The sequence below is a fragment of the Nocardia sp. CA-145437 genome, assembly GCF_050956485.1.
Classification (GTDB): Bacteria; Actinomycetota; Actinomycetes; order Mycobacteriales; family Mycobacteriaceae; genus Nocardia.
This window is the reverse complement of the sequence record NZ_CP191204.1, coordinates 1,797,654-1,810,822: the sequence shown is the minus strand read 5'-3', so window position 1 is coordinate 1,810,822 and position 13,169 is coordinate 1,797,654. Positions and strand designations below refer to the sequence as shown.

The following is a 13,169-nucleotide window of genomic DNA, read 5'->3' as shown; positions in this document are numbered from 1 at the left end:
GCTGCGATTTCTGAAGTACGAATCAGAAAGGCGAGTTCATGAGCGAATTGGCGGCCATCTCGAAGTAGTCGAGCAGCTGCTTGCGATGCGCGTCGTCGAGCACCTCCGGCTCGATCTCCGCCACCGCGATGTGCATGGCCCGCAGCCACGCGTCCCGCTCGATCGGACCCACCTTGAACGGGTGGTGCCGCATCCGCAGCCGCGGGTGGCCACGCTCGTCGGAGTAGGTCCGCGGGCCACCCCAGTACTGCTCCAGGAACATCCGCAGCCGGCGCTCGGCGGGACCCAGATCCTCTTCCGGATACAGCGGCCGCAGCACCTCATCCGCGGCCACTTCGCGGTAGAAGGCCGCGACGATCCGATGGAACGTCGCCTGGCCGCCCACGGCCTCGAAGAAGGAGATCTGAGTCTGCTCGCCGGAAGTCACGCCCCCATTCTGCCGTGTCCGGCCCGGCCCGCACCCCGTCCGGGTCGGAATCAGCGCCGCCCAGGACACCGGTGAGCTACCGAAAAATGCCCTGTCAACGCCCGGAAACCCCGGTCCCAGCGATTATCACGCGGTGTTCATCCGAATGTGTCTGACAATGTGTCGAAAGAGATGGCATTGTGCGCCGTTCCATGGTCAACTGGGTGGCAGTCTGCCGAGATACCACACAATCGGACGAATACGAAACCGGGGTATGGCCCATGAAGCAGCGGCACGGCGCCCGTGAGGCGCGGACGCATCGACAACTCCAGCCCGCCGATGTCCACAATCGTGGGTCGGGGGCTACTCCGCTGCACTTACTGTCCGAACATTCTCATGCCGAGCATCATCCGGGCGCTCATCCCGAGCCCGCCCATCCGGGCGACCACCGCGAACACTCGCACCACCCACCCACCGCAGCACCCGTTCCCGCCTGGGCCAAACGCCGCGTGCTGCTGCTCAACGCCACGTACGAGCCACTCACGGCCCTGTCCGCGCGCCGCGCCATCGTGCTGCTGATCTGCGACAAGGCCGATACCGTGCACGACAATCCGGAGGGTCCGGTCGTGCATTCCGCCGGGACCTCGGTGTCGCTCCCCTCGGTCATCCGACTACGCAACTACGTGCGCGTTCCGTACCGGGCACGGGTACCCATGACCCGCGCCGCCCTCATGCATCGCGACCGCTACCGCTGCGCCTATTGCGGCGGCAAGGCCGAGACCATCGATCACGTCATTCCGCGCAGCCGCGGCGGAGCCCACTCGTGGGAGAACTGTGTGGCGTCCTGCGCGCCCTGCAATCACCGCAAAGCGGACAAGCTGCTGAGTGAACTGGGCTGGGCCCTGCACCATCCGATGGTCGCGCCCAAGGGCCCGCACTGGCGGCTGCTGTCGGCCAGCTCCGAACTGGACCCGACGTGGTTGCAGTACCTGGGCGAGGGTGCGGCCTAGCCGTCATTCGCCTGTCGGCAGCCCGGCTTCGGCGGCCAGTACGCCGAGCGCACGCTGTAGAGCCGTGCGCTCGCCGGGCCGCAATCCGGCGGTGAGCTCCGCGTCGAGTTCCCGCGCGGCCTGCTCACATGCGGCGAGCAGGGCATACCCCGGTTCGGTGAGCGTGAGCACCTGCCGCCGGCGATCGGCGGGGTCCCGCACGCGTTCGATCGCGCCCAGCCGTTCCAGGTGATCGGCCAGCGCCACCACCAGACTCGGCGCGACGCCGAGCCGGCCCGCCAACTCCTGCTGCGAGGCGGCCTCGCCGTGGCTCAGCGCGGTCATCAGGCCCGCGTGCTTGGGCTTGAGGTCGAGCGGCTCGATGCGCGCGGCGAAGCGGTCCGCGACCACCGCGCCGACGGTGCCGAGGCGGAACGCGACGGTCTTCGGGAGCCCGGTCGACTTCTTGACATCGTTCACGCGTCCGATGATACTTCTGCTCGAACCATTCAGCATGTGAATGATTATTGGAGTGAACGATATGGACGCGTACACGGGAATCGCCATCGCCAATGGAGCGGTCGCCTTGATCTCCGGAATCTCCAGCGTGGTGGGCATGGCGCGGCCCGCGCTCGCGGTGCCGGAGGGCGGCCAGATCAACGCGGGCACAAGGTTTTTCGCCTACGGATACGGGGCTCGGGCGGTGCCGCTGAGCATCGTGGTGCTGATCCTGCTCGCGGCCGGGGCGCGCGACGGGCTCGCGCCGGTCCTGGTGGTGGCCGGGCTGGCCCAGATCGGGGACGCGATCATCGGTGCGGGACGGCGCAATTGGCCGATGGCCGCCACCTGCGCCGGGCTGGCGGCAGTGCATCTACTGTCCGCCTGGTGGCTGGCGGTGCAGTGAAAACCCTGCGGCGACAGGGCTATTCGATGATCAGCTGTATTCGCTGACCAGCAGCGCCCAGGTGCCCGGCTCGAGGGCTTCGAAGACGTGGGGCATATCGCCGGGGTAGCAGATGTAGTCGCCGGGTTCGAGTTCGACCGGATCCTCGGCGAGCCCAACCTTGGCGCGACCGGCACACAGCACGATGTGTTCGACGACGCCGCGCGAGTGCGGCGCCGAGTCGCGGGGGTGGCCGGGCTCGGCCGTGACGCGATAGACGTCGCGGCGCGCGGCGGGCGGGGAGGCCGCGAGCAGCGTGGTCCGGTACTCCGATTGGGCCGAGGCGAGCACCGGGCCCTCGCCCGCGCGAATCACCTGCACCTGCGGCGTCGGCGGGTCCAGCAGCCGCGAGAACTGGATGTCGAGCGCGATGCACAGCGCCCACAGGGTTTCGATGCTGGGATTGCCGGAGCCCGATTCCAGCTGGGACAGCGTGGATTTCGCGATCCCGGCCCGCTTGGCGACCTCGGTCAGCGAGAGCCCGGAGCGGGCGCGCTCCCGGCGCAGCGCGGCGGCGATCGCCTCCTGCGGAGACGGGGGCATCGCGTCCGGCGAGGACGCCGAGGCCCCCGCGGGAGACACCGGTGCGGAGCGGTCGGGCTGCTGGGTCATGGTGGCGTTCACAGTACCGGCCCGGACGGCCTCCCCCCTTCCCTCCGGCACTCCCCCTTTGACGAACCCTGCCGGGTGTGTTCATTATAGAAAACATGCGTTCGGCATGGCGAACACTCGATCGGGGTGTGCTCACAGGAATCGCGGCGATCTGCCTGGCAGTCGCCCTGATCGGCGTGTCCTACGGCGCTACCGCCGTGACCTCGGGACTGCCCGGCTGGCTGCCGGTCCTCCTGAGCGTGGCCGTGGTGGCCGGGGGCTCGGAATTCGTCTTCATCGGCATCCTCACCGCCGGTGGCGGGCTGGTCGCGGCCGTGCTGGCCGGACTGCTCGTCAATGCGCGGCACGTGCCCTACGGCCTGTCCGTGCCCGATGTGGTCGGCACCGGCTGGCGGCGACTGCTCGGGACCCACGTCATGAACGACGAATCCGTCGCCATGGCATTGTCCCAGCCCGACCGCGACCGCCGTCGCGCCGCCTACTGGCTGTGCGGACTGGCAGTTCTGGCCGCTTGGCCGCTGGGCGCGGCCGTCGGCGCGATTCTCGGCTCGGTCGTTCCCGACCCGAACATCTTCGGACTGGACGCCGTCTTCCCGGCGGTGCTGTTCTCCCTCGTCCTTCCGGCCCTGCGTGACTCCCTCACCCGCACTGCCGCTCTGGCCGGTGCGGCCGTGGCCGCCGCGACCACGCCGTTCCTCGGTGCGGGTCTGCCCGTCCTGCTCGCGCTGGGCGCGGTCCTGCTGGTCGCCCGCCGCGCGGGAACCGACGACGCCACCGCGGATCCGACCGTGAGCGCGGCCCGATGACCAAGACCCTGTTGATGGCCACCATGGCACTGGCCCTGGGCACCTTCGCGTTCCGGTTCGCCGGGCCGCTGTTGCGGAGCCGCATCCGGATCTCGCCGCGCACGGTCCGGCTGCTCGAAATCGCCTCGGTCGTGCTGCTCACCGCGCTGGCCGTCACCACGCTGATACCTACGAGCGGAAGCCCATTCGGGTGGGCGCTGCCCGCCGGAGTGCTGGTCGCGGCCGTGCTGACCTGGCGGCGGGCGCCGCTGATCGTGGTGATCCTGTCGGCCGCGGCCGTCACCGCCGGGCTACGGATGCTCGGCGTGCACTGATCTCCACTCGCGAACCTCAGCTCTCAGCTCGGGAACCTCAGCTCTCCACTCGGGAACCTCAGTGGCCGAGCAGGTCCGCGATGCGGGTCCAGGAATCCTCGGCGAGTTCGGCGCGGTACCAGTCGCGGCCCGGGTAGACGTAGCCGTGCGGTGCGTCCTCGTAGACCACGATCTCGTGCGGAATGTCATTGGCCGTCAAGGCTTCTTCGAGCTCGTCCCGCGCCTCGGCGTCGATCAGCGGGTCCAGGCCGCCGAAGAACAACAGGATGCTGCCGGTGATGCCGGGGGTGGCCTCGATGGTCGGCTCGGGGGTGGACAGCGGGATATCGGTATTGGTGAGCCAGCCGGGATAGAAGGCGGCGGTCGCGGCCAGCGGGAGTTGCGTCGCGGCGTAGTAGGCGACGTGGCCGCCCGCGCTGAAGCCGACCATGTTCAGGGAGGTGGCTTCCCGGCCGCGCAGTTCGTCCAGGCACGCGGAGATGTCCGAGAGCACCTCGGGTCGGCTCAGCGTGCGCAGCAGTTCCAGGCCGCGCTCACGGCCCTCTCCCCCGAACTCCAGGTCGGCGCGCGGCGCCTGCCGATGGAACAGGTCCGGCAGGATGGCGATCACGCCGAGGGCCGCGATGCGCTCGGTGGCCTGCTTCGCGGTGGCGTGCAAGCCGTAGATCTCGTGTCCGACAACGACTCCGGGGTAGGCGCCGGGCTCGGCGGGATGAGCCACATAGGCGCTCATCACGGTGTCTCCGACCTTCAGGTCGACCCACCCGGTCTCGATCGCGACAGCTGTCATACGCCAAACGTAGTGCGGCGAGCGGGGACACGGGCGATCGATCCGGCGATGTGTCCCATCGAACAGCCGATGGGACACATCATCTTTCGAAAAGGGCCGTGGGACTTAGTGCGTCAGCAGCGGCAGGGCGGGTCCGCGGCGGCGGGCCACCGACCCGTAGCGAGCGTCCAGGCGCAGCCAGGTGCGGGCCGCGCGGACCCGCACGATCTCGTCGACGGAGATGCGCCGGGAGTCGGTCTTCTCGCCGCCGTGCGGAATGAAATCCATGGCGGCCAGCGCGAACACCACCCGCATCGGCACCTCGACCCGCTCACCGGCATTGGAGACGGTGAGCACGGTCTGGTCCAAGAGCGCCGCGGGCGGGCCGTGTTTCCCGCCGTGCTCCTGCGCCACCTCCGCGCCGCGCTCGGCCAATTCCACGAGCATGCGCGCGGGCACATCCTCCACGTGGACGAAACCGTTCTCCGGCGGCAGGGCCCCGTGCCAGGCGGAATCCATGGCGAAGCCCAGCCCGAACGCGGCGCTCGCGCCGGGCCCGTGCAGCCCGGCGAGGACGGTTTCCGCGCCGACGGTCACATCGTCCATCCCGAGTTCGGCGACCACGGTGCGGACGGCCAGCGCCTCGAATCCGGTGGCGGCCCAAGCGGAGACGAAGCGGTCCCCGCGCCGGCGCAGGCGGATGACCGCGGCCGGGTCGAGCCGGAGAGCGTGGATGAGGAAGGTGGCAAGGTTCTCGCGTTCCGCGGGATCCGGAACGTGCAGGGTCAGCTGTCCCGACAAGACGGTTCTCGGGTCAGTCGGCCAGCCACAGCGACAGGTAGTCGCGTTCCTCGGTGGTGAGGCGGCGCAGGCGCTGGGTGTCGATGTCGAAGGCGGCCAACTGGGTGGAGGCGACCACCGCCGGCGGGGAGTCCGGGGCCGCGCCCGCCGCGCGCACCTCGTAGCCGACGGTGAAGTCCACGGCGCGCAGCCGCTCGATCCACATGGAGACGTCCAGCGGCGAATCCTCGTGGCGCAACTGGCCCTTGTACTGCACCCGCAGGTCGGCCAGCACACAACCGGCCCGCAGCTTGACGGTCGGCCGCTCGTCCAGGAACAGCCACGGGATCCGGGCTTCCTCCAGCAGCGTCACCATGCGGGCATGGTTGATGTGCTGGAAGGCGTCCATATCCGACCAGCGGACCTCCACGGGGGTGTGGAAGCGGCCGGGTGTGGCCGTGTCCGTCACACCCGGGCCTGCTGCTAGGCCGTTCAGCGAACCGATCGTCAACGCGGTACCTCCGATTGCGCACCCACCCCACTCACCATGCTGCGCACCTGCCGCGCCGCAACCGACAGCGTGGCCAGGTCGTGGGTTCCGGACTCGAAAAGTTCCGACAGAGCCGAGCGTGCGCGGCCCAATCGGGACTGATTCTTCGACTCCCAGTATGCAATCTTCTCCTCGGCGGTCTCTTCCGGGTCGCCGGCGGAGAGCACGTCGAGGGTGAGTGAGCGCAGCGAGCCGTACATGTCGTCGCGCAGCGCGAGCCGGGCCAGCGCGTGCCAGCGGTCGCCGCGTTCCAGGTGACTGACCGCCTGCAACAGCCAATCGATCTTCAGATGATCGTTGAGCGCGTAGTACAGCGCGCCCACCTCCTCACCGCTGCGATCGGTGATATCGGCGATATCGAGCACGTCCAACAGGGGGAACTGGTTCAGCAGCCCGAACACCGTCGTCGCCAGCTCGGCGGGCACGCCCTGCTCGGCGATGGCCTGCGACTGCTCGTTGAGCGTGTCGATGTGATGGCCGCGCAGCCAGCTCGGCACCTTCGGCGCGAGTGTGCGCACGCCCTGCGAGTAGCGGTGGATCTCCGCGCCCACCGCGACCGGCTGCGGGCGGTTGTTGAGCAGCCAGCGCGAGGCGCGGTCCAGCGTGCGCTTGGTCTCCAGCTCCAGCGCGTCCTTCATGCCCGTGGAGACCTCCGCGGCGCGAATGGTCTTCCACACCGTGTGCAGATCGAAGATCTGGGTGGCGGCGGTGAACGCGCGCACTGCGTCGGAGGCCGACGCCCCGATCTCCTCGCCCAGCCGGAAGGCGTAGGTGATGCCGCCCAGATCGACCACCTCGTTCACCAGCATGGTGCTGGTGATCTCGCGGCGCAGGCGGTGCCGCTTGATGGCGGTGCCGAACCGGGTGCGCAGCGGGGTCGGGAAGTACTGCGACACCCGTGCCGCGAAGTACGCGGTGTCGGGCAGATCGCTGGCGAGCAGGTCGGCCTTGAGCGAAAGCTTCACGTGCGCCATCAGATTCGACAACTCGGGTGAGGTCAGGCCCGCGCCCTCCTCGATGCGCTGCTTCAGCTCCGTGTCCGCGGGCAGCGCCTCGAGCTCGCGGTCCAGGCCGCGGCGGTCCTCGAGATCCTCGATGAGGCGCTGGTGCACATTCAGCATGCGCGGGGCCTCGGCACGGGACATGCCCATCAGATAGTTCTGCGACACGTTGTCCTGCAGCACGAGCGTCGACACCTCGTCGGTCATCGACGCCAGTAGCGGATTGCGTTCGGCCTGGGACAGCTCGCCCGCCGACACCACGCCGTCGAGCAGGACCTTGATATTGACCTCGTGGTCGGAGCAGTCCACACCGGCGGAGTTGTCGAGCGCGTCGGTGTTCATCTTGCCGCCGTGCTTGCAGAACTCGATGCGGCCGTGCGCGGTGACACCCAGGTTGCCGCCCTCGCCGATCACAGTGGCGCGCAGCGCGTTCGCGTTCACGCGGACCGCGTCATTGGACTTGTCGCCCACCTCGGCATTGGTCTCCGTGGAGGCCTTGATGTAAGTGCCGATACCGCCGTTCCACAGCAGTTGGGCCGGGGACAGCAGGATGGCGCGGATCATCTCCGGCGGGGACAGCGAGGTGACGTCGGCGGCCAGGCCCAAGGCCGCACGCACCTGCTCGCTGACCGGAATCGACTTGACCGTGCGGTCGTAGACGCCGCCGCCGGTGCTGATCAGCAACCTGTCGTAGTCGGCCCACGACGAACGCGGCAGGGCGAACATGCGCTCACGCTCGGCGAACGAGGTGGCGGCGTCGGGATTCGGGTCCAGGAAGATGTGCCGGTGATCGAAGGCCGCGAGCAGGCGGATGTGCCGCGAGAGCAGCATCCCGTTGCCGAACACGTCCCCGGACATGTCGCCGACGCCGACCACCGTGAAATCCTCGGACTGGGTGTCGATGTCCATCTCGGCGAAATGCCGCTTCACGCTCTCCCACGCGCCCTTGGCGGTGATGCCCATGGCCTTGTGGTCGTAGCCCACCGAACCGCCCGAGGCGAAGGCGTCGCCGAGCCAGAAACCGTACTGCTGGGCAACGTCATTGGCGATATCGGAGAAGGTGGCCGTGCCCTTGTCGGCGGCGACCACCAGGTAGGTGTCGTCGGCGTCGCGGCGCAGCACCCGGGCGGGGGGCAGCACCGCGCCGGTGGCGCGATCGACATTGTCGGTGACGTCGAGCAGGCCCGAGATGAAGGTGCGGTAGCAGGCGATGCCCTCGGCCTGCAGCGCCTGGCGGTCGGCGACCGGATCGGCGGTGGCGGCCGGGGGCTGCTTCACCACGAATCCGCCCTTCGCGCCGACCGGCACGATCACGGCGTTCTTCACCGCCTGCGCCTTGACCAGGCCCAGGATCTCGGTGCGGAAATCCTCCAGGCGGTCCGACCAGCGCAGACCGCCGCGCGCGACCGGGCCGAAACGCAGGTGCACGCCCTCGACCCGCGGCGAGTAGACGAAGATCTCGAATTGCGGACGGGGCTTGGGCAATTCGGTGATCTCGCGCGGTTCCACCTTGAACGACAGGTAGTCCCGCGACCGGCCCTCGGCGTCGACGACGTAGTAGTTGGTGCGCAGGGTGGCCTTGATCAGGCCGAGGATGGCGCGCAGGATGCGGTCGGCGTCCAGGCTCACCACGTCGTCGATCCGGCGGCGGACCGCGGCCTCCAGCTCCACGGCATGCTCGGCATTGGCCGAATCGGGATCGAAGAACGCGGAGAAAAGGTCGACGAACATGCTCGCCGCCTCCGGGTACGCCAGCAGCACGCGGGTGATGGCGGCCTGGCTGTACGGGAATCCGGCCTGCTGCAGGTACTTCGAGTAGGCGCGCAGGATGGAGACGGCGCGCCAGTTCAGGCCGCCGCGCAGCACCAGCTCATTGAGACCGTCGGCCTCGGCGCGGCCGTACCAGAGCGCCTCGAACGCCTCGGTGAAGCGTTCGCGCAGCCCGCGCACCTGGGCGTCGAGCACATCGAGGCGACCCACGGACTCGACCAGTTCGGCGTCCATGTTCCGGTCCAGGGCGCTGCGCAGCAGTTCGGGGCGAGCCAGCAGACCGAAGTCGTAGATCCACTGTTCCGGGCCGTGGTCACCGTCGACCTGGTGCGGGCGCTCGTCGATCACCTCGACACCGAGGCTCTGCAGCAGCGGCAGCACCTGACTCAGCGAGATGCCGCCACCGCCGACATAGAGGGTGAAACGCCAAGAACCCGCCGCGGAATCGGGCCAGCGGTAGAGGTGCTGATCGATGCCGCCCTCGGCCAGACCCTGCAGACGCAGGATGTCGGCCATGGCGCGGGTGGGATCGAAGTCCTCCTTGTAGCTCTCCGGCAGGGACTCCGCGTAGCGCTGTGCCACGGCCGGATCCAGTACCGAGGAGGTGGCCACCTCGTCGCGCAGGTGGTCGTCCCAGGTGCGGCTGGCCTCGGACAGCAGGTGCTGGATGCGCAGCCGGTTGGTCTCGGTGGTGTCGACCACGGTGCCCTCATCGGGCAGGCGGACGGTGAAATACACACTGGCGAGGTCGCTTTCGGAGACTCGCGCCGAATAGTCGATGGAAACGCCGCCCAGTTCGCGCACCAGGATGTCCTGAATCTCGAGGCGCACGCGGGTGGTGTAGCGGTCACGCGGCAGGTACACCATGCAGGCCACGAAGCGGCCGTAGCCGTCCAGGCGCATGAACAAACGGACCTGGCGGCGCATGCCGACATTCAGCACGGCGCTCGCGGTGCGGCGCAGCGCGTCGCCGTGCGAGGAGAACAGCTCGGCGCGCGGGAAGGACTGGATGACCTCGAGCATCTCCTGGCCCGAGAACGAGTCCAGGTCGAAGCCGCTGGATTCGATGATGGATTTCACCCGGCGGCGGATGATCGGGATGTCGAGCACGTTCTCGTGCAGGGCGGTGACGGTGAAAACACCGATGAACAGGTGTTCACCGGTGACCACACCCGATTCGTCCATCTCGGCGACGCCGACGAAGTACGGGTAGACGGCGCGGTGCACGGTGGCCGGGACCAGGCCCTGGGTCAGCATGAGCAGCGGCTGGTCACCGCTGTTGTCCGGGACGCGGAAGTCGGTGCCGACATTGGGGCGCAGCACGCCCAGGCTGGTCTCCGGGACGATGATCGACTTGGCCTGGCCGTCCACGGTGCTGCGTTCGTACCGGGAGTAGCCGAGCACGGTGAAATGGCCGTTCGCCAGCCAGCGCAGCAGGTCGGCGCACTCGGTGAGATCGCTCGCCGGGAAGCCGGATCTACCGGCGGCCGCGGCACTGTCGAGTTCATCGGCGACACGTTCGTGGGCCTGGCGCATGGCCTCGGTGTCCTCGATGACCCGGCGCACGTCGGTGAGCACGTCGGGCAGCGCGGACTCGATGCGCTCGAGCTGGGCGCGGCTGGTGGCCGGATGCAGCTGCACGTGCATCCAGGATTCGCGCAGACCGGTCGCGCCGTTGCCGTCGACCTCGTGCGGCACCGCGGTCTCCAGGCTACCCGTGGCGTCTCGGGTGACCTCGAAGATGGGGTGCACGATCTCGCTGACACTGACGCCGATGCGGCTCAGGAAAGCGGTGACGGACTCGACGAGCAGCGGCATGTCGTCGGTGACCAACTGGATGGCGACGCCGAGCCCGGCCTCGTCATCCGCCTGGTACACATGGACATTCGCGGTGCCGGGGGTGCGCCGCACGGCCAGATCGACGTGGCAGCGGAAGATGTGGGTGGAGGTCGCGGGAATGGCGCAGTCCGCGTCGCCGGCGTCGACGTGACGGAAATATGCCTCCTCGAGGGACACGAGGTTGCCGCCCAGTGACTTGGGCAAACTCGCAGCCCAGGCCTTGCTGGACAATTCGGACGAGACCGTCATTTCGCCAACTCCTCGGATTCGGTTCCGTAACAAAGTGACGCCGATGCGAGAGTAGCTGGACCCACGAGGTACCGGGTCGAATTCCTGTCAATGCCACGCCGCGTCTCGCAATACCGACAAACCGGACGGTTCGATGAGTGAGATGTTCGCCCGATATCGCCAGGTCGTCTCCGACAAACCTTGCACCAAAACAGTTTTCACGCACTAGTGCGAATGCGAAACCGCTGAGTTCGCTGTTCGATAACCGTTCACTTTTTCGGCCACCGCCCGCCATCCAGCGAACCGCAAACCGTCCAGCAAACACCGTCGAGCCAGGCAAAAGTGACCAACCGACCGCTCGCCCACGGGCCGGATCGGAACCCGAGCCCGCGGTAGCCGGCCGATGACGGCACGGTCCGGCTGCCCCACCCGGATCTCCGGGTGGGGGCGAGCGGTGAATTCGGTTGGGGTGGTGCGCTATCCGCGGGTGAGCTTGCGGTGGGTCACCCGGTGCGGACGGGCGGCTTCCGGGCCGAGGCGCTCGATCTTGTTGGCCTCATAGGCCTCGAAGTTGCCCTCGAACCAGAACCACGCGGCCGAGTTGTCCTCGGTGCCCTCCCACGCCAGGATGTGCGTGCAGGTGCGGTCCAGGAACCAGCGGTCGTGGGAGATGACCACCGAGCAGCCCGCGAAGTTCTCCAGCGCGTTCTCGAGCGAGCTCAGGGTCTCGACGTCGAGGTCGTTGGTGGGCTCGTCGAGCAGGATCAGGTTGCCGCCCTGCTTGAGGGTCAGCGCCAGGTTCAGGCGGTTGCGCTCACCACCGGAGAGCACGCCGGCCGGCTTCTGCTGGTCCGGGCCCTTGAACCCGAAGGCCGAAACGTAAGCGCGGGAAGGCATTTCCACCTGGCCGACCTGGATGTGGTCCAGACCGTCGGAGACGACCTGCCAGACCGTCTTCTTCGGGTCGATGCCGCCGCGGTTCTGGTCGACGTAGCTCAGCTTGACCGTGTCACCGACGCGCACATTGCCGCTGTCCGCGTTCTCCAGGCCGACGATGGTCTTGAACAGCGTCGACTTACCGACACCGTTCGGGCCGATGACACCGACGATGCCGTTGCGCGGCAGGGTGAACGACAGATCCTTGATGAGCTGGCGGTCGCCGAAGCCCTTGTCCAGGTTCTCGACCTCGACGACCACATTGCCCAGGCGCGGACCGGCCGGGATCTGGATCTCCTCGAAGTCCAACTTGCGCATCTTCTCGGCCTCGGCGGCCATTTCCTCGTAGCGGCCCAGACGCGCCTTGTTCTTGGCCTGACGCGCCTTGGCGCCGGAGCGGACCCACGCCAGCTCCTCCTTGAGGCGCTTCTGCAGCTTCTGGTCCTTCTTGCCCTGCACCTCGAGGCGCTCGGCCTTCTTCTCCAGGTAGGTGGAGTAGTTGCCCTCGTAGGGGAAGGTGCGGCCGCGGTCCAGCTCGAGGATCCACTCCGCCACATTGTCGAGGAAGTACCGGTCGTGGGTGACGGCCAGCACGGCGCCCGGGTAGGAGGCGAGGAACTGCTCAAGCCACAGCACCGACTCGGCGTCGAGGTGGTTGGTGGGCTCGTCGAGCAGCAGCAGGTCGGGCTTGCTCAGCAGCAGCTTGCACAGCGCGACGCGACGGCGCTCACCACCGGAGAGGTTGGTGACCGGCTCGTCCGGCGGCGGGCAGCGCAGCGCGTCCATGGCCTGCTCGAGCTGCGAGTCGACATCCCATGCGTCGGCGTGGTCCAGCTCCTCCTGGAGCTTGCCCATCTCTTCCATCAGCTCGTCGGAGTAGTCGGTCGCCATGAGCTCGGCGATCTCGTTGAAGCGGTCCAGCTTCACCTTGATCTCGCCGAGGCCCTCCTCGACGTTCCCGCGCACGGTCTTCTCTTCGTTGAGCGGCGGCTCCTGCATGAGGATGCCGACCGTCGCGCCCGGCGCGAGCCAGGCATCACCGTTGTTCGGCTGGTCCAGTCCCGCCATGATCTTCAGCACACTGGACTTACCCGCGCCGTTCGGGCCGACGACACCGATCTTCGCGCCGGGAAGGAAGTTCAAGGTCACATTGTCGAGCACGACCTTGTCGCCATGCGCCTTTCGCACCTTCACCATCTGGTAAATGAACTCAGCCATATCGGCAA

The 13,169-nt window shown here is 68.1% G+C and carries 12 protein-coding genes; 4 read left to right on the top strand and 8 right to left on the bottom strand.

Annotated elements, in window-relative coordinates; genetic code table 11:
* Positions 1-22: 22 nt before the first annotated feature.
* The gene (locus ACQPYY_RS07880; RefSeq protein ID WP_357279911.1) at positions 23-427 is read right to left on the bottom strand and encodes a globin; all 405 of its coding nucleotides are present in this window, start codon (positions 425-427) and stop codon (positions 23-25) included.
* 260 nt (positions 428-687) lie between these two features.
* Here ACQPYY_RS07880 and ACQPYY_RS07875 point away from each other — a divergent pair, with 260 nt between their 5' ends.
* The gene (locus ACQPYY_RS07875) at positions 688-1,416 is read left to right on the top strand and encodes an HNH endonuclease (protein WP_357279914.1); all 729 of its coding nucleotides are present in this window, start codon (positions 688-690) and stop codon (positions 1,414-1,416) included.
* Positions 1,417-1,419: 3 nt separating this feature from the next.
* Here the strand turns inward: ACQPYY_RS07875 and ACQPYY_RS07870 are convergent, their stop codons facing one another.
* A complete protein-coding gene (locus tag ACQPYY_RS07870; protein WP_433593265.1) occupies positions 1,420-1,875 on the bottom strand; it encodes a MarR family winged helix-turn-helix transcriptional regulator in 456 nt (151 codons plus the stop codon).
* 52 nt (positions 1,876-1,927) lie between these two features.
* Here ACQPYY_RS07870 and ACQPYY_RS07865 point away from each other — a divergent pair, with 52 nt between their 5' ends.
* Positions 1,928-2,299 (top strand): hypothetical protein, encoded by a 372-nt coding sequence (locus tag ACQPYY_RS07865; protein ID WP_433593264.1) that lies wholly within the window; start codon positions 1,928-1,930, stop codon positions 2,297-2,299.
* A gap of 30 nt (positions 2,300-2,329) precedes the next feature.
* On the opposite strand, the gene ACQPYY_RS07860 is transcribed toward ACQPYY_RS07865, so the two are convergent.
* Positions 2,330-2,881 (bottom strand): helix-turn-helix domain-containing protein, encoded by a 552-nt coding sequence (locus ACQPYY_RS07860; RefSeq protein WP_433594595.1) that lies wholly within the window; start codon positions 2,879-2,881, stop codon positions 2,330-2,332.
* Between the two features lie 164 nt (positions 2,882-3,045).
* Between ACQPYY_RS07860 and ACQPYY_RS07855 the strand changes: the two genes are divergently transcribed.
* A complete protein-coding gene (locus tag ACQPYY_RS07855; RefSeq protein ID WP_379101132.1) occupies positions 3,046-3,756 on the top strand; it encodes an AzlC family ABC transporter permease in 711 nt (236 codons plus the stop codon).
* Positions 3,753-4,070, top strand: coding sequence for an AzlD domain-containing protein (locus ACQPYY_RS07850; RefSeq protein ID WP_433593263.1), 318 nt, complete (start codon positions 3,753-3,755; stop codon positions 4,068-4,070). Before ACQPYY_RS07855 ends, ACQPYY_RS07850 begins: the two co-directional genes overlap by 4 nt.
* Positions 4,071-4,128: 58 nt before the next feature.
* Here ACQPYY_RS07850 and ACQPYY_RS07845 read toward each other — a convergent pair whose 3' ends face one another.
* The 5 genes from ACQPYY_RS07845 to ettA all read right to left on the bottom strand — a co-directional run bounded on the left by ACQPYY_RS07845 (position 4,129) and on the right by ettA (position 13,161).
* Positions 4,129-4,860 carry a dienelactone hydrolase family protein gene (locus tag ACQPYY_RS07845; protein ID WP_433593262.1) on the bottom strand — a complete coding sequence of 244 codons (732 nt, stop codon included), beginning with the start codon at positions 4,858-4,860 and terminating at the stop codon, positions 4,129-4,131.
* A gap of 105 nt (positions 4,861-4,965) precedes the next feature.
* Positions 4,966-5,640, bottom strand: a complete 675-nt coding sequence (locus ACQPYY_RS07840) for a hypothetical protein (protein WP_433593261.1) — start codon at positions 5,638-5,640, stop codon at positions 4,966-4,968.
* A 13-nt stretch (positions 5,641-5,653) separates the two neighbouring features.
* On the bottom strand, positions 5,654-6,088 hold the full coding sequence (locus tag ACQPYY_RS07835) for an acyl-CoA thioesterase (protein ID WP_357090324.1): 435 nt from the start codon (positions 6,086-6,088) through the stop codon (positions 5,654-5,656).
* Between the two features lie 38 nt (positions 6,089-6,126).
* Positions 6,127-11,028: an NAD-glutamate dehydrogenase gene (locus ACQPYY_RS07830; RefSeq protein WP_433593260.1), complete on the bottom strand. Its 4,902-nt coding sequence runs from the start codon at positions 11,026-11,028 to the stop codon at positions 6,127-6,129.
* Positions 11,029-11,484: 456 nt separating this feature from the next.
* Positions 11,485-13,161 carry an energy-dependent translational throttle protein EttA gene (gene ettA, locus ACQPYY_RS07825; RefSeq protein WP_433593259.1) on the bottom strand — a complete coding sequence of 559 codons (1,677 nt, stop codon included), beginning with the start codon at positions 13,159-13,161 and terminating at the stop codon, positions 11,485-11,487.
* Positions 13,162-13,169: the final 8 nt, after the last annotated feature.

Bases quoted from the DNA above. Each gene is read 5' to 3' on its own strand.
- ACQPYY_RS07875 (WP_357279914.1), top strand. From the start codon at position 688: ATGAAGCAGCGGCACGGCGCCCGTGAGGCGCGGACGCATCGACAACTC.
- ACQPYY_RS07860 (WP_433594595.1), bottom strand. From the start codon at position 2,881: ATGCCCCCGTCTCCGCAGGAGGCGATCGCCGCCGCGCTGCGCCGGGAG.
- ACQPYY_RS07845 (WP_433593262.1), bottom strand. From the start codon at position 4,860: ATGACAGCTGTCGCGATCGAGACCGGGTGGGTCGACCTGAAGGTCGGA.
- ACQPYY_RS07850 (WP_433593263.1), top strand. From the start codon at position 3,753: ATGACCAAGACCCTGTTGATGGCCACCATGGCACTGGCCCTGGGCACC.
- ACQPYY_RS07830 (WP_433593260.1), bottom strand. From the start codon at position 11,028: ATGACGGTCTCGTCCGAATTGTCCAGCAAGGCCTGGGCTGCGAGTTTG.
- ACQPYY_RS07855 (WP_379101132.1), top strand. From the start codon at position 3,046: ATGCGTTCGGCATGGCGAACACTCGATCGGGGTGTGCTCACAGGAATC.
- ettA (WP_433593259.1), bottom strand. From the start codon at position 13,161: ATGGCTGAGTTCATTTACCAGATGGTGAAGGTGCGAAAGGCGCATGGC.